This is a genomic window from Gimesia fumaroli (assembly GCF_007754425.1).
GTDB lineage: Bacteria > Planctomycetota > Planctomycetia > Planctomycetales > Planctomycetaceae > Gimesia > Gimesia fumaroli.
Genome location: NZ_CP037452.1, coordinates 7,145,425 through 7,167,656 on the forward strand (window position 1 = coordinate 7,145,425; position 22,232 = coordinate 7,167,656).

Sequence of the window (22,232 nt, forward strand, 5' to 3'; positions counted from 1 at the left end):
CCATGTCCCGAAAATCCATAATCATCACGGTGATCTTGTTTTGCGGATTGGGAGCTGCCTACTTTCTCTCGGGCACGCCGCTTCCGGTTGACGTGACCGTAGCAGAGACCGGCGAGGTCAAAGCCTTCGTGGAAGAACGTGCGAAAACGACACTGCCTCGAATCTATCGCATCGCGATGCCCTTGAATGGCCGTATCCTGCCGATCACGGTCAAAGAAGACCAGAAAGTGACCAAAGGACAAATCGTGGCTCAGATGGATACGTCTGATCTGGACGCAGAAGTCGCCAAAGCCAAGTACCGTGTCGAACAGTTTGCTAAAAAAATCATTGAGCAGGCAGACAATCGTCTGGAAGACAACTCCCTGGACCAATTTGACGAGTTTCTGAAATCGATGGATCTAACAGTTGAGGCTGCGAGCAAACAGCAGGAAGCCAGCAAAGCCAAATGGGAATTTGCCCGCTCCGAGTTTGATCGCAAGTATCAGCTCTCGAAACGAAACGCGATTTCGGAAAGCGAACTGAATGAAGCAGATCTGTTTAAGAAGCAAAGCGAGATCGATTACCAGAAAGACATTTTGACCTGGCGTTCTCTTCAGGCGGTTCAAAGTGCGATGCAGATCGGGAAAATTTCGATCCTGAAATACAAAGAGAAGAAGGTGCTCTCGGAAGCCGTCTTAAAGGAAGAACAAAAAGAAGCGATCTCACAATTCGATCAACTGCAGCGTGACCGACAGCGGGCCATCATGCACAGCCCGATAGACGGGACGATCTTAACCAGGAACTTTGAAAATGAGCGGACTTTGCCAGCCGGCGAAATCTTACTGGAAATCGGCCAACTGGAAGATCTCGAAGTGGATGTCGATGTGCTGTCCCAATATGTCGGCAATATCCGGATTGGTTCTCCCGTCGATATCGAAGGACCGGCGATTGGGAACCAGATTGTTAAAGGCAAAGTCAAACGCATCTACCCTAAAGGGTTCACCAAAATTTCGTCTCTCGGCGTCGAGCAGCAACGAGTCAAAGTCATCATCAGCTTCGAAAACAATATCTGGAAAGAGCTGCAAAAGCAGAAACGGAATCTGGGAACCGATTTCCGCGTGCGGGTCAAAATCTACACCGAGATAAAAGAAAACGTCGTCAAAGTTCCCCGATCAACACTGTTTCGTAACGGCTCCGGTCAATGGCAGGCCTTTCTGGTCAGAAATCACAAGACGGTTCTGGTAGACGTGGCGCCGGGTGTGATGAACGATTTTGAAGCCGAAATCCTTACAGGAATTCAAGCGGGAGATCGATTGATTGTCGCGCCCAGTATGAATCTCACACCGGGACAATCGGTTGAAGTCCACCTCATTAAAAACCTGTAAGCGAGTTCAAACGTTTCTATGAGGCAAAGCCGGCCCCGGAAGCACTATTGATCGGAATTTGGCGCGGCTTCTCTGTCGATGATTTTTCCAGCAGGACACTTAGAATTCCGTTTTGCACCGATGCGGTGACTTTATCGGGATCGACGGCAACCGGCATGGGAACCGAACGGCGAAATTGACCGGAAGGTCGCTCACTCATCCGCACAGTCTGACCGGTAGTCGTTGTTGTTCCCGTACTGCGAGTGCCCGTTACGGTCAGCATATTTCCGGCCAGGGTGATATTGATCTCCTCAGCCGTCACGCCGGGTAAATCGAAGTAGACCTGAACCTGTTCTTCCTGTTCCAGCAGGTCAACACGCGGCATCCAGACCGCTTCATTTCCAAACAAGCCCAGCTTGTCCAATGCGCGCTCGCCCTGTTCAACGGCAATGCCTAACAGCTTATCGAACTCAGTACGCAATCGATCAATGGATTTCTGCGCCCCTGCCCCCGAAGTTTCACTTTGCTCCGTCTGCTCAGCCTGAGGTTGTTCGCCGGCTTCTTCTTCCGTAGAAACATGGACGGGCTCAGGATCGGCTTGATGATTTTCTGCAGTTGACATGACAGTCTCCTCTCGAGATCGATGTATGTATCTCGTTTCAATTAATTTCAGATATCCTACTCAGAAAAGGTCGTTGTTCTTTCAGGAACCAATCGACCATACTCCTATTGTCTCACATCTGATTCGAACTGCCAGCAAAAATCTTAAAATTTTCACAGCACTTCTACCTTGAAACCGCAGATTACGAGAAACCAGTTCCGCTCTGGGAATTACTTTTCATCCTCAGTGACACAGGAACTGGCGGCGGAAATCTGATCGTTATTCTGTTTCTGATCGGAAACAGAACAGCCGCCACATTGGGAGCAGCCATCTACGCCTTCCAGATTGGAGAGACCGCCACAGGAACCTTTGATACAGCGGTTACTGAAGATTACGCCTACGGCCATGCCGGCAAAAGCAAGGACAAAAATACCGAGAGCGAACAAGACTGTCGTCATCATAATTTGTTTTCCTCTCCCAATAATTCGCGCCAGTGTGGGGAATAATGCTCTTGAAAGCCGTTCTCTGTCTTCACAATGAAATAAGCGGCGATCTTCCGCTCCTTCGCCCAATTATACCCCTCTTCCGGGCCTAATACCATCAGGCAAGTTGCCGTCGCGTCACAGTTCATGCAAGTTTCTCCCACCACAGTGACAGACGCCAGCGTATGCTTCACAGGCTGGCCTGTACGGGGATCAATGGTATGGGAATAGCTGACGCCATCCACTTCAAAAAAATTGCGGTAATTTCCGGATGTCGCCATCGACAGGTTGGAAAGCGGCACGACACTTTGGACAACCCGCGTTTCACTGACTGGCTTTTCGATTCCAACATTCCAGGGCAGCCCTCGATCATTGTGACCTCGTGCCCGCATCTCCCCTCCGATTTCCACCAGATAGTTTTCAATCGAGTGAGACTCAAGCAGCTCCGCCACCATATCGACGGCATATCCTTTGGCAATGGCAGACAGATCCAGATACACATCGGGAATCAGCTTCTTCAGCACAGGTGGCTCATGCTGCACTTCAATGTGATGATAACCCACCTTCTTCCGAGCCGCTTCTATCTTATCAACAGCGGGTAATGTTTTTTTACCTGGATCAGGACCAAAGTGCCACAGATTCACCAAGGGCCCTACCGTCATATCAAAGGCCCCGTCACTCTCCTTACTGAGAGCGAGACCGGCATCGACCACCGTCACCACCTCAGGAGATACTTCGATCCATTGATCTGGCTCGGCCTGATTGAATCGTGAGAGCTCCGACGTTTTGATGTACGTCGACATCTGCTGATTGATCTCTTGCAGAAGGTGATCGACTTCCTGCTGGAGTTCTTGTTTTTTGATCGCATCATCAGGCCAGGTGCAGATCGTAATATGATACGAAGTCCCCATCGTAGGGCCTTCTATCTGCTGTTTACGAAACTTGTCTGCAACAGAAGCACTCTGATTTGATTCGCACCCAGTCAGCGTTAAACCGAGCAGCAGTAAAACTGCCGCTCGACAAAGCCTAACTTGTATTGGCTTAACCGAAATCATCATACCTGATGTTCTCAGGTTCTACACCCAGATCGTCTAGCATATTCCGCACTGCAGAGAGCATCATTGGCGGACCACAAATATAATATTCGCAGTCTTCGGGTGCTGGATGTTTACTTAAATACTCATCCAGTAAGACCTGATGGATGAAACCTTGCAATCCGTCCCAGTTATCTTCCGGCATTGGGTCCGATAAGGCGATATGCATTTTGAAATTCGGGAACTGTTCTTCAATTGCCCGGAATTCATCTTCATAGAACATTTCCCGCAAGCTGCGAGCACCGTACCAGTACGAAACTTTCCGGTCAGTTTTACGTTCTTTGAACAATTCGTAGATATGTGATCGCAGTGGAGCCATACCGGCACCACCACCGATGTAGATCATTTCTGCATCGGTATCTGCGATGAAAAACTCTCCATACGGACCGGAGATCGTCACTTCGTCGCCCGGCTTCAGATTGAAAATATAGGAAGACATCTTGCCGGGTGGCGTTCCTTCAGGCGAACGGGGTGGCGGAGAAGCAACACGCACGTTAAGCATGATGATTCCTTTTTCACCCGGATAGTTGGCCATCGAGTAGGCACGAATCGTTTCTTCTTCGACTTTCGATTCGAAACGCCATAAGTTGAACTTATCCCAGTCTTCCTTGTATTCATCGGGAATGTCAAATTCGCTGTATTTCAGATGATGCGGAGGTGCTTCGATCTGGATGAAACCACCGGCCTTAAAGGCGACATCTTCTCCTTCAGGCAGTTCCAGCACCAACTCTTTAATGAACGTCGCTACGTTGTCATTCGACCTGACTTTGCAGACCCATTTTTTGGTTTCGAAGACTTCCGGCGGAACTTCGATATCCATGTCTGTTTTCACGGGTACCTGGCAAGACAGGCGACAACCTTCTTTGACTTCACGATTATTAAAGTGTGAACGTTCCGTAGGCAGAATGTCTCCGCCTCCTTCCAGAACCTTTACCTCACATTGAGCACAGGTTCCACCACCACCGCAGGCAGAGGAAACAAAGATCTGGTTTTCGGCGAGTGCTCCCAGCAACTTACCTCCTGCGGGAACTTCGATCTTTTTCTGTTCGTTAACAGTGATCGTCACATTACCAGAGGCAACCAGTTTCGACTTTGCAATCAGAATGATGGCGACCAGGGCTAATACAATGCCCGTGAACATCAATACGCCGAACAGAATTTCTATAATCATGATTAAACGTTGACCGCTCTAAAAAACCAGTAATATGTAAACGTCTTATAGTTGAATTCCGGAGAATGCCATAAAGGCCATCGCCATTAAACCAACGGTAATAAAGGTGATTCCCAGACCGCGTAAGCCAGGTGGAACATCACTGTATTTCATCTTTTCACGAACCCCCGCTAAAGCGACGATCGCCAGAGCCCAGCCGACTCCTGATCCGAAACCGAAGACACAACTTTCGGCAAAGTTATAATCGCGTTCGACCATGAACAGCGTTCCCCCAAGGATCGCACAGTTTACAGTAATCAGCGGGAGAAAAATCCCCAGAGAGTTATACAGTGCGGGGAAATATCGATCGAGTGTCATTTCCAGAATCTGAACCATCGCCGCAATCACGCCGATGTAACAGATCAATCCTACAAAGGTCAAATCGACATTCGGATAACCGGCCCAGGCCAGCGCCCCTTTTTTCAACAGGTGCTGATAAATAATGTTATTCACAGGAACGGTAATCGTCTGAATCACGACAACCGCAATCCCCAAGCCAAAGGCTGTTTTCACATTTTTAGAAACCGCCAGGAAGGTACACATTCCCAGGAAGAATGCCAGCGCCAGGTTTTCAACAAAGAGACATTTAATAAACAGGCTCAGATAATGTTCAAACATGTTATGCATCCTCCAGTTGATCGGTCTTCCACGATCTCAATGCCCAGATGGCAAATCCGATGATAAAAAATGCGCTGGGCGGCAATAGCATTAAGCCGTTTGCTTCATACCAACCACCATCACGACTTAGCTTCAAGAGTTGTACGCCAAACAGACTTCCTGATCCGAATAATTCGCGGAAGAACGCGACCAGCATCAGAATCGCACTATACCCCAGTCCGTTCCCAATCCCGTCAAGGAAACTGATTCCCGGTTCGTTTTTCATGGCGAAGCCTTCCGCCCGTCCCATCACAATACAGTTTGTGATGATCAGCCCCACAAATACGGAAAGCTGTTTACTGATTCCGAAGGCAAATGCTTTCAGAAACTGATCGACCAGAATCACCAGTGAGGCAATAATCGTCATTTGCACGATGATGCGGATACTGCTGGGAATCTGTAGTCGAATCGAAGCAACCGCGGCATTCGAGCAAGCGGTCACCAGTGTCACCGCGATACTCATCACAAGTGCGGTTTCCATCTTGGTGGTCACCGCCAGTGCCGAGCAAATCCCAAGAATCTGCAGAGCAATCGGATTGTTATTCAAAATCGGCCCGGTCAGGACCTCTTTTTGTCTTGAATTCATTATTTCTTTTCCCCCTTTTCTCGAATGCCTTCGAGATAAGGTCTAAACCCTAAATCACCCAGCCAGAAATCCAGTAGATGAGTGACGCCGCGTGATGTAATTGTTGCCCCCGAGAGGCCATCGACTTCATGGATCGCATTTGGAGATTCTGGATTCACCGATCCTTTGATGACTTCAATATCAGGTTCGAATTCTTTGTTGTAGACCTCTTTGCCTTCCCACTGTGCTTTCCACTTGGGATTATCGACTTCGCCACCCAAACCTGGAGTTTCACCCTGTTCGTAGAACGTCAAACCAGCAACTGTCGTTAAATCCGTTTCCAGTGCAATGAATCCCCACATGGTGGACCAAAGACCTTTTCCTCTGACCGGCAGAACATATTGGGTGAGTTTGCCGCTCTCGTCATTGATCAGATAGACCCACGAATAATTCTCGCGACGTCCGATCCCGGCAATGTCATCTTCAGGCTTGATCTCCATGCTCATTTTAGGATTGTCGATCGCTGCCTTCTGATCATATTGATCGGGTTCTGGGAACAGTTCTTTGTCGTCGGTGACGACCTTTCCCGTATTCAGATCGACAATGATGCCTTTCACCCGCTCTTCATAAATCTGTCTGACATCAGCAGACTCACCCGGTTTGATCAAACCGGCCACGGAGAGGATGTTTTTTTTACGCTCGTTCTCTTTATTCAGCTCCTGGCGACCGCGTAAACCGACGGCAGCCCCGGAGACGAGAATTGAGCAGGCCACACATAATGCAGCCGATACCATAAATGTGAATCCAATTGAATCACGCGACATTTCGCGCCAACCTTCTTTTAATGTTTGCTTGAACAACGTAGTAGTCAATCAGAGGCGCGAAGACATTCCCGAATAGAATGGCCAACATAATTCCCTCTGGATACGCCGGATTGATGACCCGAATCAGGATCGTCATTCCACCAATCAAAATCCCGTAAATCCATCGTCCTGTATCAGTCATTGCCGCAGAAACCGGATCGGTCGCCATGAAGACCAGACCGAAGGCCAGTCCCCCCACAACCAGATGCCATTGCGGTGGCATGGAGAACATGGCGTTAGTACTGCTGCCAGCCAACCACAGAAACATCGAGAAGCCCATGGAACCAGCGAGCACGCCAGCCATCACTCGCCAGGAACCGATGCCGGCAAAAATCAGAAAGACTGCGCCCAGCAGACAGGCAAAGGTGGATGTTTCTCCCATGGAACCTTGAATCTGTCCCATGTATGCCTGCATCCAGGAAATCCCCAGACCACCATCGGCGATCGGGTTGGTAATTGCTTTCATGCCGACTTCCGGATTAGCGGTCGCCAATTGACCAAGCGAAGTCGCACCGCTGAAGCCATCAACGGCAGTCCAGACAGTGTCTCCCACGATTTGAGCGGGGTAAGCAAAATAGAGAAAAGCACGTGCAGTCAAAGCGGGGTTTAGGAAGTTCTTTCCGGTTCCCCCGAATATTTCTTTTCCGACGACGACACCAAAACTGATTCCTAAAGCAACCTGCCAGAGTGGAATCGTAGGAGGCAATGTTAAAGGAAACAGCATCCCGGTGACCAGAAAGCCTTCGTTAATTTCATGCCGACGAATGATACAAAACAGAGCTTCCCACATCCCCCCAACGGCCATACACACAATATAAACCGGGAAGAAATAAAGGCCGCCGTGCACTAGATTGGAAAGCATACTGTTGGCATCAGGGGCGACACCCAAAGATGCCATCACAGAACCACGCCAGCCTGGCACCGATTCAACGCCCAGCGTGCTCATAGCCGCATTGGCCTGATAGCCGGTGTTGTAGAGTGCCATGAAGACACATGGAAGCAGGGCGACAATCACCATACTCATCATGCGTTTTAAATCGATGGAATCACGCACATGAGACGCTTCGTGTGTCACTTCACCCGGAGTATAGAGAAACGTATCTTGTGCTTCATAGAGCGGGTAAAGCTTCTCGAACTTCCCCCCTTTATCAAACATGGGGTGTAACTTATCAAGAAGATTTCGTAACGGCTTCATTTCGTGGTTTATCTTTCTTGTTTGATGACCCCCGAAACATAGTCAATCAGGCCACCACCGACTTTGACTATTTCTATCGATTGTCAACAAAACCAACCGGGTTTCACTGACAACAAGGGTTAACGACTTTCAACAATATATTTATAGGCTAACAATCACACACTTGCAGATGACTCTTATGCAAGCACCGGCCCTTCCCGGGCACGACTTGCATTAACCTTCAATTTCAATCTTTGTCAAACTATGACGCAGTAACGAGCCGTAGTTATATTTCCCCGGACAGACAAAAGTGCATAACGACAAATCTTCTTCATCCAGTTCCAGGCATCCCAGTTCTTTTGCCTGCTCGGTGTCTTCGGTAATCAAAGCCCGCAGCAGAAACGTCGGAAGGATATCCAGAGGCATGACTTTTTCGTAAGTTCCAATCGGAATCATTGCCCGCTTGCTGCCTTCGCTAGACGTGGTAAAGGGAAACTTTTTCCCTGCGCCCAACCAGGAAGAAGCAAATACGGGAACGATTGAGAATTTCTCGAACCCTGGTCCCATCCAACCCAGAAAGTCGCGATGATGGCCTTCTTTCAGTACGGTTACCTGTAATGCATGGCGACCGAGATAAGCAAAGGGGCCTTCCGCAGTACGCCCAGACAGCGCAGAACCGGAAATGACACGATTGTCGCCTTCTTCCAGATTTCCCTCTGTCAAATCCAGCAGACTGGCCCCCATAATCGTTCTGACCAGTTTGGGATTTTTCACCACGGGGCCGGCGATGGAAATCACTCGCTCAGTGCTAAGCTTGCCTGTCGCAAATAATTTTCCGATGGCAATGACATCCTGGTAATTGATCGTCCAGACCGTTTTCTTCTCACTCACCGGATCCAGAAAATGGATATGCGTCCCTGGTAAGCCGGCAGGATGTGGCCCACCAAACTCTTCAACCGAGACAAAATCCAGATCGCAACCAGGAAGATTGGTTCCGGGTGCTTTACAGAGAAAGAGTTTCCCTGAAGTCAGAGTGTGTAATACCTGCAAGCCCTGAGTAAACGCGCGGGGTTCTTCACTCAGAATCACTTCCGGTGGCGGAGCTAAAGGGCTCGTGTCGATCGCTGTTACAAATATGGAATGTGGTTCAGTACCAGGAACAGGCACACGACTGTATGGGCGTGTTCGTAAACTGGTCCATAAGCCGGATTGCAGCAGATTCTCTTGAACCTGCTCGCGTGTTAGATTGGAAAGATCCCCCTCGCCATAAGAGGTAAACGATTCCTCTTCATCTCCCTGCAGTTCAATCACCATTGATTGAAAGGCTCGCTTGGCCCCACGATTGATTTCGGTGATTTTTCCAGCAGCAGGAGACGTATAAATGACACCTTCGGTCTTTTTATCACTGAAAAGCAGCTGGCCTTTTTTGACGGTATCACCGACTTCGACAGCCAGAGTCGGCTTCATGCCAACATAATCAGGGCCAATCAGAGCAACCGATCGAACTTCCGGCCCGTTTTCGATCAAAGCAGAAGGCTCGCCTGCAATCGGCAGATCCAGCCCTTTTTTAATTGTAATCATTGAATTATGAACCTGAAAACAACGAGTTTTACTTACTGACTCGCCTGATGTGGTTTAAAAAACCATCTGAATGCTGTACAAAACCGACAGACACATTCCCGCTGCGCTTTGACTTCTTTATAGGCGCAAGAGCACTTATGCCCAATATTTCGCGGCTATTTTACACACATCCACCTCTTTTTGTAGTGAAAGCAAGGAACAAATTGAATCATTTTCCATTCTGTTTCAGAAAAGCGGGGTTCGCTGCCGCATCCCACCATGATTTCAAAATTTCCTGACGCGAAAAACGCAGATATCTTCTTCAAGCGAGGATTCCCTCACAATCGAAAAGACGGAAACCAGATTTAAGGGCCAGTCTGACGCGTGCCCCTGTTTCCATCTATAAAAAAAGCCATCTGAAAGCATCACGACTCTCAGATGGCGGGTATCTTTAAGTAATTTGGAGTTATTTTAAGTTTCGGCTTAAAGCTCCAGCAACTTTACATTCTTATACCAGACTTTGTGTCCGTGGTCTTGAAATCCGATATACCCCTCTCTGGGAAAATCTTTGACGGCCGCTTTAAATTTGTGCTTGGAACCGTCCAGTCGTCTACCAGGTTCGGTCCATTCGTCCGCATTGAGACTGGCTACAAGCTTACCATTCACGGCAACACTGACACGAGGTCCTTTACAGGTAATCTCGATATTCGTCCACTCTCCCGGTGCACTGGCCCGGTTGGCTGCCGGAGCAACCAGATCATAAATGGCACCAAAATCATGCATGCCAGTCCCTTTACCGCTGAGCACCTGTGCTTCAAAGCCGGTCTGGACCGGATTCTTCAGATCTCCAACACGAAAGAAAATTCCGGAGTTGCATTCTTCCGGCATTTTGACATCACATTTGAATTTGAAATCGCTGAATGGCTTGTCATAGACAACCAGATAACCGCCCGATTTATAAGGTACCAGAGCACCATCTTCGATAGGCGCAGCGATAGATTTACCGTTACTGCACTTCCAGCCTTTATAATTCTTGCCGTTAAACAACAACTTCCAACCAGCCGCCTTCTCGGCAGCGGATAACTTGTTGTCAGTGGCAGCAGATCCGCTGTCAGCCAGATCGAGCTTTGACAGTTTTTTGTGTGCTGCTTTCTTTGCCTTCTTGAGCACACTCTCCAGGGAGACTTCAGCACCACCCTGTCGTTTACTTTCGTCGGCAGCTTCCATGAAGCTGTAGATTTCCAGTGTTTCTTCTTCGCTGACAGGCGGCTTTCCAGTACGGAAGAACTTCGCGATCTCAACCAAGAGTGGCTTATAACCGTCATATCCTCCCACAGCCACTTCGCCATTTTTGCCGACAGCTGTTCCGCCATAACCTTTGGGAGCCCCTTTGCGAACGCCCGAGAATTGCCCTTCTCGGCCTCCCGACCATTTACCGACTACTTCATCCCGGTCCGCATTACTGACGGTCCGCTTAGCAGTCTGGCATCCTGGCCCCATGACTGTAAACAGAGTTTCGACGCCATGAATGCCGTACCAGTACAGATCGGGGTGTGTTGCTTCCAGTGAACAGGGGCTATGCGTGCTGCATTTGGTAATCTTGCCTTCTTCGCCGTTCCTCAAACGCTGCGCACCTTTCGAAAACCGCAACGAGGAAGAAGAAAACATCGGTGTATTGTATTTGCGCGACAGTTCGAAGAGCGCGACGGCGTCGGTCAGCGAACCGGCGATGGGTTTGTCTATGAAAACGGGCTTTCCAGCTTGAAACACGGGAATGGCTTGCTCCAGGTGAGGCCGTCCGTCATTGGTTTCCAGAAAAACCACATCTACTTTTTTCATCAACTCATCAATCGAGTCGACAATTTCGACCCCCATCTCTCTGACCTGCTTTGTGTAACCAGGCACCCGGGAAACGCTGGACTCAATATCTTTACTCCCCTGCGGGTAAGCAGCGACGACTCGAATGCCAGCCAGGTCGCCTTCGGGGTTTCCCGTGTTAAGCATTTTAGTGAAGGCAATCGCGTGTGATGTATCCAGCCCGATAATTCCTGCCCGCAATTCCTGCTTTGATTCCCAAGCCATCAAGGGGCCGGTGAGTGCCACCGTCAGTACAAATAGCAAAAGTGTCGCCTGACAAAATAGCCGTTTTAAAGGTCCCGAGTTCATAATGTTCCTCAAATCAAGTGTGACAGGTAAGCAAAGGGGGAAACTGGCAGGTAAAGCCGACTCTGACGCTATATTATATAGTCAGAAATAGCCTTCGACTTCCTAATGAATGTTTATAAATTCGATTATTGCAAACTCAACGTATGAAATGCAATCAAACAATCCGTTCGAGTCTGAATTTTCGTGTTTTCGATTTCAAATGACTTTGTGGCCAGCAACAGTAATCAATCAGTCGGCGTAGTCTTTCCCATTCAGACTGTCGACTACCGATTCCTGCCAGGCTTTTAAACCCGCTTTCATTTTCTTGAGTCGCGCAGGATCTTCTTTGGAGAGGTCCTGCTGCTCCGCCTTATCTTGTGACAGGTAATACAGGGCATATTTCGGGGCTCCTTTTTTTGATACCGATTTCAATAACTTATAATCACCGTCAACCCAGGCAGCTGCTCCCGGTAGATCTTCTTTTGGGTAATGCGTAGCCAGACTGGCTGCGTCCGCATCGGGAACTGGCCCTTTGGGGTTGGGCTGCGCGGGTGTCTGCCGACTTTTGAGATCGAGTAAGATATCCGTGCTGCGTTTCGGATGCCCTTTTTTCGGATAGGTCCAGAAGCCCATTGGCTGGGAACGTGTCATTTTCTGCCCTTCCATTAGCGGCAACAGGCTGACGCCATCCAGGTGAGGCTGATGCGAAACTTTGGCGCCGGTGATCTGCAAGACGGTGGGGTAAATATCAATCGTTCCGCAAGGCACATTGGTTGTTTCCGGCTTTTTTATGACAGCCGGCCACTCAACGATTGAGGGCACACGAATCCCCCCTTCCCAGAGATTGCCTTTCCAGCCCGCGAGACCACCGGTTGCCTGAGAGCGTGCTGCTTCGGTTTTGAACTTCGGAGGACGAGGACCATTATCGCTGGTAAACCAGAGTAAAGTATTTTCAGCGATCCCCAGATCTCTCAACTGCTGTCGCAAATGCCCCATAGCACGATCAACACCAGTGATTTCTCCAAAGTAATTTTGAAAATTAGCAACCTGTTTCGAATAGAGGGCTTTCAGTTCTGGAACCGCCTCATGAGGGGTATGCGGATTTCCAAACCAGATCACAGCCAGGAACGGTTTTTCGTTCTTGTCTGCCTGTTTGATAAAGTCCAAAGCGGCGTCCACGGTCACCCGTGAACTCTCACCTTTCAACTGTTCTACCACGCCATTGTGGCTCATCCAGGGATCGTTCTCATAAAAGTTCGGGCTTGAGACCCATTCATCAAAGCCGCTATTGCCGGGAGAAACCGGGCTGTTTGCCTGAACCGATCCCAAATGCCATTTCCCGAAGTGCCCCGTCGTATACCCAGCTGATTTGACAGCTTCTGCGACGGTCACTTCCTGGGGCCTTAATGTATGGCCCCAACTAAAACAGGCAAATCGATTGGGATGTCGCCCTGTCAGAAAGCTCCCTCGCGTCGGTGAACAGACAGGGGCAGCCGCATAAAAGCGATCAAAACGTAGCCCACTGGCGGCCATATCATCCAAGTGTGGTGTTTTCAGGATCGGATGACCATTGAAGCTGGTTTCTCCCCAGCCCTGGTCATCGGTCATGCAGAGAATAATGTTTGGACGAGGCGACTGCTTCTGTGCGGCACTTAATGAAGAAGATGTGAAGCCGATGCAACAAAATGCCAGTAGAACAGCAACAAATCGGTAGTCAATAATCATTTCATGCCTCGAATTGGAACGATGCGGCTGAGAGAAACAAAAAGCCTCTTTCATTTTATCCTGTCCCAAATGCCCCAAGGCGCCAAGGATTCTCACCGTCCCCGTTCAGAAATTCCGGAAAGTTCTCTCAGTCGACAATGGCCGTCACCTGTTCCCAATGCCCTGAACCACAGGTTGTTTTGCCCAGTTCTTGATTGCATCGCTCCCGTCTGCTCAGCTATACTTCGACCTGTGCCCCTGGCTTTCCTGTGAACTGACGTCGATCAACACAAACCCAATCTTGATCACGCTGAGTTTGCAGGTACATTCGAGGAATTGCCTCGAGTGATTTCGGTCAGACAACATCTGGTCTTAGACTCCCTGAAAAAAATACGAGGAACAACTCGCAATATGAAACCGACAAAAGATTCCGGGCCCTATTTTGTCGGCGTTGATATTGGTGGTACGAATGTCAAAGTTGGCATCGTCAATGACGCGGGGCAGACACTGGCTTTTACCAAGACAAAGACAGAAGTCACCCAAGGCGTTGATGCAGGCTTAAAAAATATTTATCAGGCAATCGCCGATGTCTTATCAGACTGTCAGTTTACGATGGAAGACATCAAAGCCATCGGAATTGCCACACCTGGTACCATGGATATCCCCGGCGGGAAACTGGTGGATCCTCCCAATCTTCCTACCTGGAAGGGATTTCCTATCCGTCAGGTGATCTGTGATCATTATTCAGGAAAAAAGACGATCTACCAGAATGATGCGAATGCAGCCGCATATGGAGAATATTGGGTCGGAGGAGCACGCGAAGCGCATAGCCTGGTACTCTGGACCCTGGGCACAGGTATTGGATGTGGTATCATTATAGATGAGATGATCATCGAAGGCCGCCATTCACATGGGGGTGAATGTGGTCATATTGTCATTCAAATGACAAATGGCCGACTGTGTGATTCGGGGCAGTATGGCACACTCGAAGCGTATTCGGGCGGCAAATCACTGGTCCGTCACTGTCAGGAACTACTGGACGCAGGACGCGCCTCGTTATTAAATGAAATGATGCAGGAAGGGAATAACCTGAGTCCTCTCTTAATCGCCCAGGCAGCGGAACGAGGGGACGAGTTATCAAACGAATTGATCATGGAATCAGCCATGTGTCTGGGAGTCGGCACCACCACTCTGATGCATACCATTGATCCAGACATAATTTTGTTTGGAGGGGCTGTGACGTTTGGAGGTAAAGACTCTGAGCTGGGGCAGCGGTTTATGAATCGAATTCGCCAGGAAGCAAAAGCGCGAGCGTTTCAAGTCCCTTATGAAAACACCATCATCGACTTTGCCGAACTCGGCTCGGATGCCGGTTACATCGGCGTCGCCGGCTGTGCTCGACTGGCGTGCCTCAAAGCCGAGAAAAAATAATTATCCGGCCAGGCCAGCTTTTTACCCTGGTTTTCTTACATAAGTAAATGAGATCCATTCAATGGCAACAGAGACCCGTTTGATTCGAAACTTTTCGATCGTCGCGCACATCGACCATGGTAAAAGTACGCTCGCCGATCAATTGCTGCTTAAAACCGGCGCCATCACGGAGCGGGAATTTAAAAACCAGATTCTGGACGACCTGCAAATCGAGCAGGACCGCGGGATTACGGTCAAAGCACGGACGGTGGTTATTTATCACGAGTATAAAGGCGAAACCTATGAGTTGAACCTGATTGACACTCCTGGACACGTTGACTTTCACTATGAAGTTTCTCGCAGTCTGGCAGCCTGTGAAGGAGCCCTGCTGCTGGTTGACGCATTTCAGGGTGTGCAGGCACAGACCGTCGCAAATGCGTACGCCAGCATCAATGCCGATCTCACGATTATTCCGGTCGTCAATAAAATTGACCTGCCGGTCACCCGCATTGATGAAGTTCTGGAAGAAGTGGAAACGGTGATTGGTCTGGATCCGGAAGACGCGTTGATGGTGAGCGCCAAAAGCGGCATCGGCATCGAAGAAACTCTGGATGCGATTGTGGAACGGATTCCTCCACCGGAAGGAAAAGCCGACGCCCCATTGCAGGCGCTGGTCTTTGACAGCAAATACGACCACTACCGTGGCGTCGTTACATATGTGCGTGTGATCCAGGGAACCATTGAAAAGGGGCAAACGGTCATCCTGATGCGTGGCGGCGCCAAGCTGGATATCATTGAAATTGGTCAGTTCACTCCTCATATGAAACCCGTCAAAACTCTGGGGCCAGGCCAGGTAGGTTACCTGGTCAGCGGTGCGAAAGAGCTGGATCAGGTTCACGTAGGGGATACCATTGCCAATCCTAAAAACCTGCCTCCCGCGCCCCTGCCCGGTTATCAGACTCCACAACAGATGGTGTTCTGCGGCATGTATCCAATTGAAGCAACTGACTTCGAAAAACTACGGGATGAATTACAAAAGCTGAGTCTGAACGATGCCAGCTTCAGCTTTGTCCCTGAAACCAGTGATGCCCTCGGCTTTGGTTTCCGTTGTGGTTTTCTAGGCATGCTGCATATGGAAATCATTCAGCAGCGTCTGGAGCAGGAATTCAATATCGACCTGCTGCAGACCGCTCCCAACGTGACCTACGAAATCCTGGAGCGTAACGGAGATGTTGTGCATATCGACAATCCGCAGGACGTTCCTGATGCCAGCCGCATTGAGGAATTCCGGGAGCCGATTGCTCTCGTCACGTTCATTCTGCCAGCGGAAAATATCGGCACCATCATGCAACTGTGTGCGGATCGACGAGGCATCTACAAAAATACTGAATACCTGGGGACAAATCGAGCGCAACTGATTTATGAATTGCCATTAGCAGAAATCGTCTACGACATGTACGATCGTCTGAAAAGTGCGACTCGTGGCTATGGCACGATGGACTATGAAATCATCGGTTTCCGCGCCGCCGACTTGGTAAAAATGGACATCCTTGTCAAAGGCGAAAAAGTCGACGCCCTATCGACCATCGTCCATCGGTCCCAGTCCGAACGTCGAGGACGGGCGCTGGTGAAACGTCTGAAAGAAGAAATCTCAAAACATCAGTTTGAAATCCCGATTCAGGCGGCGATTGGCGGCAAGATCATTGCCCGTGAAACCATCAAGGCATTGCGCAAAAATGTGACGGCCAAATGTTACGGCGGCGATATCACCCGTAAACGCAAGCTGTGGGAAAAACAGAAAGAGGGTAAAAAACGACTCAAGCAATTCGGCCAGGTTGAAATCCCTCAGAAAGCATTCCTGGCTGTTCTGGATGCGACTAAAGATGAGTAAGACAAAAGCCAACCAGGCGTGTCTACAATCCCCGGCGTTTACTCAACCTGCTCCAGCAACTCTTCCAGCGCTTTTGTGCAGGCCTTCATGGAAATGACGGCTTGCTGAAAATTCATATGCAGAGAAGCTTCCGGTGCATCCAGGGCAAACTGATCTGTGGCCTTGCGTAGCTTACTGATTTTCTTTCGCAGCATTTTGAGATACGCCTCGGGGTCTTCGACGCGAGTTTCCAACGCCCGCGATGTATCAAACACGGCACGCGCGATATGCATCAGCTCCGGAAAATCCTCGACTTCATCACTGTGTTTGATGAAAGTACGCACCATCCACGCATGCGATAAAATAATCTGGCTGTGATCAACGGCTTCCTGTTTGCTGTAAGTCATCTCTACCTGACACTCTGAAATTCAACAGTTCTCTCTCGGCGTTTTACAACACAATTCGTTGCTTCCACATTTGAAAAGTAACTATTGGCAAGGAGACTTGCAAGAGTTCAGAACAAAACGACTGCATGACTTGTCTGATAACGTCACACATTAAATCGAGTGTGTGAAATCGTCGCCACGATAATATTCGTAAAACAGGCGGCCAATTTCATCACTCAAGCGCGAAAGATACTCTTTCTTGAATTTGGAGAACGTGACTTCCGATGTCGCACGGGGTGCACGCAGTGGATAGAACGAGGTGATTTCCTTGCTGTAAAGTTTTTCGCCTTCGCCGTTTTCATCCATTTCATAAACCGTCACCATGCCTTCCGCGCGGCCGCGGTAGAGGTCGGAACTGTTTTCCTCATACAGGCTATATTCATGCAATTCGACATGAATCACGTACGATACGTCAAACGCTTCACCAATTTCTTCTGGCTTGTCCCAATCGGGATTCTCATCCAGCCAGGCGCGGATTCGATCAGGGTTGACTACTTTCACGCCATGACTGTGCAGGCGGAACGTGGTGTATTTAGCCAGATCATTGTGGATGCCGTCGAAGTTATACTGTAATTCTAAAGGGGCATAGCAGACGATCGCTACCGTGACATCTTTATCCGTCATTGACTTCTGAGTTTGTGCATCGAAGTCTGGCTCAATGGAAGGGGGACCACCAATCAGATAACCCAGCAGGATAAAATAATTGCAGCCTGACATTGTTGTGCACATCACCAGCACCAGCGCCAGTTTTGTGACTGCGTTGAAGAAACGTTTATGAACACATTGTCCGAACGAAAAAATTGTCATCGTGTGATCCTTCACAACTCCGAATGAAATTTTGGTGCTATCTCTGAATGTTAAGCGGAAGAACTAAATCTCTTCTCCCGCATGATAATTGTAAAAGAAGCGACCAATCTGATCGGCTATGCGATCCAAATATTTTTTTCTGAAGACTTTGGGGGATTCCTGCTCGACGGAAACCGGAAGATGGCTCGGGTACTCTGACGTATATTCACTGGAAAAGACTTCCAATGCCCGCTTCATCCCGTCTGCTTCCATAACTTCATAGGCCGAAACATTCCCGAATGCTTTTCCTCGCAGCAGGTTGGGGCTGTTGGGTTCACGATAATCGAAATCATCGATATCGACGTGAATGATGTAGTCAGTATCAAAATTTTCTGCCAGCTCATCAACGTCGTTCCAGACGCCGCCGTTGTCATCCAACCAAGTGGCTACTTCTCCGGTGTCCATGACCTCAATATCCTGACGCTTCAAACGATAAGTAATCTGTTCGAGCAAATCATAATTTAACGAGGGATAATCCGAACGAATTGATTCCGGCGTTGAACAAATCACCAGAACTTTCTTCTTTTCATCCGCCAGGTCAACCTTGGTACGGCTGGTAAATTCGCACGTGATAAGCGGATCACCAAAAAACATCTTGCCAGCCATGACGTACAACGAGCAGCCACTGGCGCTCAAACAGACCAGCATTAACAACACCACAGCAAAAAATTGCTGGTTGAAAAAACGGGCATGATGGATCTGGATCGCATTTCGCATATTGTCTGCCATCCTTGGCATGAACCGAAATAATAGATTATGGGAGGAAGTGATTTTAAGACGGGACAGGTATTTTTTCCGGATGAACCGGAGTGTCTCTGATTTTAAAAGGTCAACCGCAGTGCCCACTCTGTCACCGTGATCAAAACCAGACCACACATAAGCCAGAGTAAACAGACTTCAGGATTGGAGACCAGCCAGAGTCGTTTGTGATACACGCTGATCCAGGACCAGGGAATCATCACAAGACAGACTATTGCCAAAACCAAACCAGAGGTATTGGCCTGGGCAGACTGACGGATCTGACCTCGAACAAAATGTGAAAAGGAAGTTGTCATTCCACAACTGGGACAGGGAATGGATAGTTGATTTCGTATAACGCAGGGTGCAAAACCAAATCGTTGATGGGTACCAAATCCACGTGGATCCGGTTTTGTTTGAATCGCAACACTAAACCCGGCAATCAGAAACAGACTCCAACCGATTAACAGCAATTGCATTTTCCAGCCAATGGGTTGCCCCGGGCTGGAAGGAAACAGCGCTGAAAACAGGTTATCGCCTGTTGAATTGGTTGTCGGTTTGGAATTGAAATTCATTTTGAGAATGAGAGAAGCCGTTGTTTATCAGTTCTATTATTTTACTGCAAGACCATTTCAAAAAAATGTCCCGTCAGCTGTGATTCTCCTCGATCAATGCGGTCCCGTCCAGATGCCCTCATATACTTCCACGGCGGGTCCCGTCATAAAAACTTCATCCGAGCCAGCCCATTCCAGACGTAAGTCGCCACCTGGCAGGTGGATAAGCACATTTCGTTCAGAACGACCTGTCAACACGCCAGCAACGGCAGAGGCACAAGCACCAGTTCCGCAGGCTTGTGTTTCTCCCGAACCCCGCTCCCAGACTCGCATCTTGAGCTCAGCAGGAGAGACGACTTCAATGAATTCGGCGTTCACCCGATTTGGAAACACTGAATGCACTTCGACCTGAGGCCCAATCACATGTACCCAATGATCATTGACCTCTTCGACAAACGTGATGCAGTGCGGATTGCCCATTGAGACGCAGGTGACTTCCAGCTTTTGTTCCCCCAGATTGAGCTCTGCATTCACAGGAGGATTGCCGGGAAGTAAGGTAGGAATCTCTGCGCTGGCTAAAATCGGTTTTCCCATATTCACACGTACCTGACTGACTTTCTGGCCGGTGAGTTCGAGATCCAGATTCAAAATGCCGGCTCCTGTTTCGATCTTCAGATGATCCTGCTGCGCGATCCCGTGGTCGTAAACATATTTGGCCACACAGCGAATTCCATTGCCACACATTTCCGACTCGCTGCCGTCGGCGTTAAACATGCGCATCTGCGCATCGGCTGTTTCCGATGGGCAAATCAAAATCAGGCCGTCCGAGCCGATGCCTTTATGGCGGTCACTGACCTGAATCGCCAGACTGGCAATATCTTGAGGTAGTGTCTCTTGAAAACAGTTGACGTAGACATAATCATTGCCCGCGCCGTGCATCTTGGTAAATTTCATCGTTGTGTTTCTAGATCGTCAATTGATTAATAAGTTGTGATACATGGAACCCGAAATCATTCATTCGGTCGATTTCAATCCCAGAAAGATACTTCTACGCAAAGCATTATCCCGACTGGAAAATTCATCTTCGTTACTTGGCAGAATATTTTCCAGTGTTGTCGCCACCATATGAAACTTGGCATCAATATCATCCGCATAATGAACCAGCAATGCTTCCGGCGTATGTGGCGCAATCGGAGAACCCCACTCTGGTAAATTCTGATGCGAAACGATCATATGTTCCAGCCGCAATAACGTTTCCGGTTCGAGATCATCAAACTTTCGGGCATGTTCCCGTACCAGGTCTCGTCCCAGCAGAATATGGCCGATTAGTCGACCTGCCGGCGTATAACTGGAAGCATGCGGTTTGTACTCCAACTCGGTCAGCTTTCCGATGTCATGTAAGATGGCCCCTGCAATCACCAGTGATTTATTCAAAGCAGGTTCCATCTTCTGATAATAGTCCGCATATTTATCTGCCAGATAACTGGCGGTCCTGGTCACAGACAACACATGCTCCAGAAAACCGCCTGTAAATGCGTGATGATTCTTGCTGGCGGCGGCGATCGTTTTGATCTGATCTTTATTTTCTTCCAGAATATCCAGCACCAGATTGCGCAAGGGGACTTCTTCGATTTGTTCTCCGGCAATTTCAGTCAGTTCCTGAAACATCTCCTCGCTCGAAAAGCGAGAGCGTTTAAAATACAGACCAGGGTCAAAACCATCGGCGACATCATCGTCGACGACTGCACGAATGCGATCAATGTCCAGCTGAGGCCCATATTTATTTTCATCGTATCGCGCCCGGACTTTATAGAACTCTCCTTCAACCCAGTTAGACTCACAATCTTCAAACCAGGGAGTATCACTCCAGATCATGGCGGCTGCAGTCACGCTATGGTCGCGGAACTGAACACGATAATACGGTTTGCCATCTCGAGTGGTGGATTTCTCTTTGGAAATCAGCAGCACAAAACTGTCTGCAAACTGCCCTGGTTCCATTTCGCTTAATAACAGCAATTGTTGAGATAAATTCATCGGCCCCGCCTCGGTAGTTCAAAACAGAAAACGAAAACGCCATCTCATTCTAACCTTTATCCAGGTTTATTGTAGGGTCTTCAGAATCATTCGAATTGAACCTGCCATGGCAGACCACAAACCATCCTGCCATCCTTCCGATCCGAGCAGTACTATAGACGGTCTTAATTCAAGACAATTGAATCCATTTTAGGCTCGTTTTTTTAATACTGTCAGTTTGAAAAGAAAATTTTGATTCCCAGACTGAATTCCAACCTGATTTTGTCGTTCTAAAACCTGAATCATCTCCATAAGAGACTATATTTAAACAACTTATAAAAAACAGTCAGATTAGAGAGAACTCGGTAAAAACCATCTCGGAAAAAACAAAGCTCCTGCTATAATACTAGAAGCGAGCAAGCAATAAAGAAGCTCGTGGTTCCCCAAAATCACCCTTTGATTTGGGGCTCATTTTCGCCAATATCAACCTGACTCAGGTTAAGACACTTAATTACAATTTTAAAGCGGAGATTTTTTTCCATGGCTGTCACAATTACTGAAAATGCTTCCAAAGAGCTCAAACGATTCATGGAGGACCAGAATATGGGTGAGGGTTCTCTGTTAAGAATCGGAATCGTTTCTGGTGGTTGTAGTGGATTCCAGTACGATTTCAAATTCGTCGATGAATACGATGAAGAAAATGATACGATCTCTGAGCAACATGGTGTCAAAGTCGTCGTCGATAAAAAAAGCGGTCTCTACCTCGATGGGACGACTGTCGATTTCTACGAAAGCCTTGAAAAACGCGGGTTTACGTTTGAGAACCCCAATGCAGTCAAGTCCTGCGGATGCGGTAGCAGTTTCTCTGCCTGATTCGGTAATGATCGTCTGAATCAGATCGATCCGGAAACAATCGAAACTTTGAAAGATTTTGCCGAGGAGCTGAGAATGCTCCTC

General features: G+C 48.6%; 21 protein-coding genes. 4 read left to right on the forward strand and 17 right to left on the reverse strand.

Annotated elements, in window-relative coordinates:
- Positions 1–2 precede the first annotated feature (2 nt).
- Positions 3–1,364, forward strand: coding sequence for an efflux RND transporter periplasmic adaptor subunit (locus tag Enr17x_RS27020; protein ID WP_145313181.1), 1,362 nt, complete (start codon positions 3–5; stop codon positions 1,362–1,364).
- A 16-nt stretch (positions 1,365–1,380) separates the two neighbouring features.
- On the opposite strand, the gene Enr17x_RS27025 is transcribed toward Enr17x_RS27020, so the two are convergent.
- The 11 genes from Enr17x_RS27025 to Enr17x_RS27075 all read right to left on the reverse strand — a co-directional run bounded on the left by Enr17x_RS27025 (position 1,381) and on the right by Enr17x_RS27075 (position 13,419).
- Positions 1,381–1,965, reverse strand: a complete 585-nt coding sequence (locus Enr17x_RS27025) for an Hsp20/alpha crystallin family protein (protein WP_145313184.1) — start codon at positions 1,963–1,965, stop codon at positions 1,381–1,383.
- 209 nt (positions 1,966–2,174) lie between these two features.
- Positions 2,175–2,405 carry a (Na+)-NQR maturation NqrM gene (gene nqrM / locus Enr17x_RS27030; RefSeq protein ID WP_198000829.1) on the reverse strand — a complete coding sequence of 77 codons (231 nt, stop codon included), beginning with the start codon at positions 2,403–2,405 and terminating at the stop codon, positions 2,175–2,177.
- Entirely contained in the window at positions 2,402–3,337 is a 936-nt protein-coding gene (locus Enr17x_RS27035) for an FAD:protein FMN transferase (protein ID WP_145313186.1), read from the reverse strand. Before Enr17x_RS27035 ends, nqrM begins: the two co-directional genes overlap by 4 nt.
- Positions 3,338–3,467: 130 nt before the next feature.
- Positions 3,468–4,691 (reverse strand): NADH:ubiquinone reductase (Na(+)-transporting) subunit F, encoded by a 1,224-nt coding sequence (gene nqrF / locus Enr17x_RS27040; RefSeq protein ID WP_145313188.1) that lies wholly within the window; start codon positions 4,689–4,691, stop codon positions 3,468–3,470.
- Positions 4,692–4,736: 45 nt separating this feature from the next.
- Positions 4,737–5,348 (reverse strand): NADH:ubiquinone reductase (Na(+)-transporting) subunit E, encoded by a 612-nt coding sequence (gene nqrE / locus Enr17x_RS27045; RefSeq protein WP_145313190.1) that lies wholly within the window; start codon positions 5,346–5,348, stop codon positions 4,737–4,739.
- A 1-nt stretch (position 5,349) separates the two neighbouring features.
- Entirely contained in the window at positions 5,350–5,973 is a 624-nt protein-coding gene (locus Enr17x_RS27050; RefSeq protein WP_145313192.1) for an NADH:ubiquinone reductase (Na(+)-transporting) subunit D, read from the reverse strand.
- The gene (locus tag Enr17x_RS27055; protein WP_145313194.1) at positions 5,973–6,776 is read right to left on the reverse strand and encodes a Na(+)-translocating NADH-quinone reductase subunit C; all 804 of its coding nucleotides are present in this window, start codon (positions 6,774–6,776) and stop codon (positions 5,973–5,975) included. Before Enr17x_RS27055 ends, Enr17x_RS27050 begins: the two co-directional genes overlap by 1 nt.
- Positions 6,766–8,010, reverse strand: a complete 1,245-nt coding sequence (locus Enr17x_RS27060) for an NADH:ubiquinone reductase (Na(+)-transporting) subunit B (protein ID WP_145313196.1) — start codon at positions 8,008–8,010, stop codon at positions 6,766–6,768. The genes Enr17x_RS27055 and Enr17x_RS27060 overlap by 11 nt, the downstream gene beginning before the upstream one ends.
- Positions 8,011–8,223: 213 nt before the next feature.
- Positions 8,224–9,570 (reverse strand): Na(+)-translocating NADH-quinone reductase subunit A, encoded by a 1,347-nt coding sequence (locus tag Enr17x_RS27065; RefSeq protein WP_145313198.1) that lies wholly within the window; start codon positions 9,568–9,570, stop codon positions 8,224–8,226.
- A gap of 462 nt (positions 9,571–10,032) precedes the next feature.
- Positions 10,033–11,715, reverse strand: coding sequence for a family 16 glycoside hydrolase (locus Enr17x_RS27070; RefSeq protein ID WP_145313200.1), 1,683 nt, complete (start codon positions 11,713–11,715; stop codon positions 10,033–10,035).
- Between the two features lie 228 nt (positions 11,716–11,943).
- Positions 11,944–13,419, reverse strand: a complete 1,476-nt coding sequence (locus tag Enr17x_RS27075; protein WP_145313202.1) for a sulfatase-like hydrolase/transferase — start codon at positions 13,417–13,419, stop codon at positions 11,944–11,946.
- 390 nt (positions 13,420–13,809) lie between these two features.
- Here Enr17x_RS27075 and Enr17x_RS27080 point away from each other — a divergent pair, with 390 nt between their 5' ends.
- Together Enr17x_RS27080 and lepA are read left to right on the forward strand one after the other, a co-directional pair.
- On the forward strand, positions 13,810–14,829 hold the full coding sequence (locus Enr17x_RS27080) for an ROK family protein (protein WP_145313204.1): 1,020 nt from the start codon (positions 13,810–13,812) through the stop codon (positions 14,827–14,829).
- A gap of 61 nt (positions 14,830–14,890) precedes the next feature.
- The gene (gene lepA / locus Enr17x_RS27085; RefSeq protein WP_145313206.1) at positions 14,891–16,699 is read left to right on the forward strand and encodes a translation elongation factor 4; all 1,809 of its coding nucleotides are present in this window, start codon (positions 14,891–14,893) and stop codon (positions 16,697–16,699) included.
- Positions 16,700–16,737: 38 nt separating this feature from the next.
- On the opposite strand, the gene Enr17x_RS27090 is transcribed toward lepA, so the two are convergent.
- The 6 genes from Enr17x_RS27090 to Enr17x_RS27115 form a co-directional block, all read right to left on the reverse strand.
- Complete coding sequence (locus Enr17x_RS27090; protein ID WP_145313208.1) at positions 16,738–17,085, reverse strand: amidohydrolase; 348 nt, start codon at positions 17,083–17,085, stop codon at positions 16,738–16,740.
- A 150-nt stretch (positions 17,086–17,235) separates the two neighbouring features.
- Entirely contained in the window at positions 17,236–17,931 is a 696-nt protein-coding gene (locus tag Enr17x_RS27095; RefSeq protein WP_145313210.1) for a hypothetical protein, read from the reverse strand.
- 63 nt (positions 17,932–17,994) lie between these two features.
- A complete protein-coding gene (locus tag Enr17x_RS27100; RefSeq protein ID WP_145313212.1) occupies positions 17,995–18,687 on the reverse strand; it encodes a hypothetical protein in 693 nt (230 codons plus the stop codon).
- Between the two features lie 104 nt (positions 18,688–18,791).
- Positions 18,792–19,283: a DUF2752 domain-containing protein gene (locus Enr17x_RS27105; protein WP_145313214.1), complete on the reverse strand. Its 492-nt coding sequence runs from the start codon at positions 19,281–19,283 to the stop codon at positions 18,792–18,794.
- A gap of 93 nt (positions 19,284–19,376) precedes the next feature.
- On the reverse strand, positions 19,377–20,216 hold the full coding sequence (gene dapF / locus Enr17x_RS27110; RefSeq protein WP_145313216.1) for a diaminopimelate epimerase: 840 nt from the start codon (positions 20,214–20,216) through the stop codon (positions 19,377–19,379).
- A 60-nt stretch (positions 20,217–20,276) separates the two neighbouring features.
- The gene (locus tag Enr17x_RS27115; protein ID WP_145313218.1) at positions 20,277–21,296 is read right to left on the reverse strand and encodes a 3'-5' exoribonuclease YhaM family protein; all 1,020 of its coding nucleotides are present in this window, start codon (positions 21,294–21,296) and stop codon (positions 20,277–20,279) included.
- A 519-nt stretch (positions 21,297–21,815) separates the two neighbouring features.
- On the opposite strand from Enr17x_RS27115, the gene Enr17x_RS27120 reads away from it, so the two are divergent.
- Positions 21,816–22,148 carry a HesB/IscA family protein gene (locus tag Enr17x_RS27120; RefSeq protein WP_145313220.1) on the forward strand — a complete coding sequence of 111 codons (333 nt, stop codon included), beginning with the start codon at positions 21,816–21,818 and terminating at the stop codon, positions 22,146–22,148.
- Positions 22,149–22,232: the final 84 nt, after the last annotated feature.

Coding starts and splice junctions, on each gene's coding strand:
- Enr17x_RS27115 (WP_145313218.1), bottom strand. CDS start 21,296: ATGAATTTATCTCAACAATTGCTGTTATTAAGCGAAATGGAACCAGGG.
- nqrM (WP_198000829.1), bottom strand. CDS start 2,405: ATGATGACGACAGTCTTGTTCGCTCTCGGTATTTTTGTCCTTGCTTTT.
- Enr17x_RS27020 (WP_145313181.1), top strand. CDS start 3: ATGTCCCGAAAATCCATAATCATCACGGTGATCTTGTTTTGCGGATTG.
- Enr17x_RS27075 (WP_145313202.1), bottom strand. CDS start 13,419: ATGATTATTGACTACCGATTTGTTGCTGTTCTACTGGCATTTTGTTGC.
- Enr17x_RS27095 (WP_145313210.1), bottom strand. CDS start 17,931: ATGACAATTTTTTCGTTCGGACAATGTGTTCATAAACGTTTCTTCAAC.
- Enr17x_RS27100 (WP_145313212.1), bottom strand. CDS start 18,687: ATGCGAAATGCGATCCAGATCCATCATGCCCGTTTTTTCAACCAGCAA.
- Enr17x_RS27105 (WP_145313214.1), bottom strand. CDS start 19,283: ATGAATTTCAATTCCAAACCGACAACCAATTCAACAGGCGATAACCTG.
- Enr17x_RS27035 (WP_145313186.1), bottom strand. CDS start 3,337: ATGGGGACTTCGTATCATATTACGATCTGCACCTGGCCTGATGATGCG.
- Enr17x_RS27055 (WP_145313194.1), bottom strand. CDS start 6,776: ATGTCGCGTGATTCAATTGGATTCACATTTATGGTATCGGCTGCATTA.
- nqrE (WP_145313190.1), bottom strand. CDS start 5,348: ATGTTTGAACATTATCTGAGCCTGTTTATTAAATGTCTCTTTGTTGAA.
- Enr17x_RS27065 (WP_145313198.1), bottom strand. CDS start 9,570: ATGATTACAATTAAAAAAGGGCTGGATCTGCCGATTGCAGGCGAGCCT.
- dapF (WP_145313216.1), bottom strand. CDS start 20,216: ATGAAATTTACCAAGATGCACGGCGCGGGCAATGATTATGTCTACGTC.
- Enr17x_RS27050 (WP_145313192.1), bottom strand. CDS start 5,973: ATGAATTCAAGACAAAAAGAGGTCCTGACCGGGCCGATTTTGAATAAC.
- Enr17x_RS27120 (WP_145313220.1), top strand. CDS start 21,816: ATGGCTGTCACAATTACTGAAAATGCTTCCAAAGAGCTCAAACGATTC.
- Enr17x_RS27080 (WP_145313204.1), top strand. CDS start 13,810: ATGAAACCGACAAAAGATTCCGGGCCCTATTTTGTCGGCGTTGATATT.
- nqrF (WP_145313188.1), bottom strand. CDS start 4,691: ATGATTATAGAAATTCTGTTCGGCGTATTGATGTTCACGGGCATTGTA.
- Enr17x_RS27025 (WP_145313184.1), bottom strand. CDS start 1,965: ATGTCAACTGCAGAAAATCATCAAGCCGATCCTGAGCCCGTCCATGTT.
- Enr17x_RS27090 (WP_145313208.1), bottom strand. CDS start 17,085: ATGACTTACAGCAAACAGGAAGCCGTTGATCACAGCCAGATTATTTTA.
- Enr17x_RS27060 (WP_145313196.1), bottom strand. CDS start 8,010: ATGAAGCCGTTACGAAATCTTCTTGATAAGTTACACCCCATGTTTGAT.
- lepA (WP_145313206.1), top strand. CDS start 14,891: ATGGCAACAGAGACCCGTTTGATTCGAAACTTTTCGATCGTCGCGCAC.
- Enr17x_RS27070 (WP_145313200.1), bottom strand. CDS start 11,715: ATGAACTCGGGACCTTTAAAACGGCTATTTTGTCAGGCGACACTTTTG.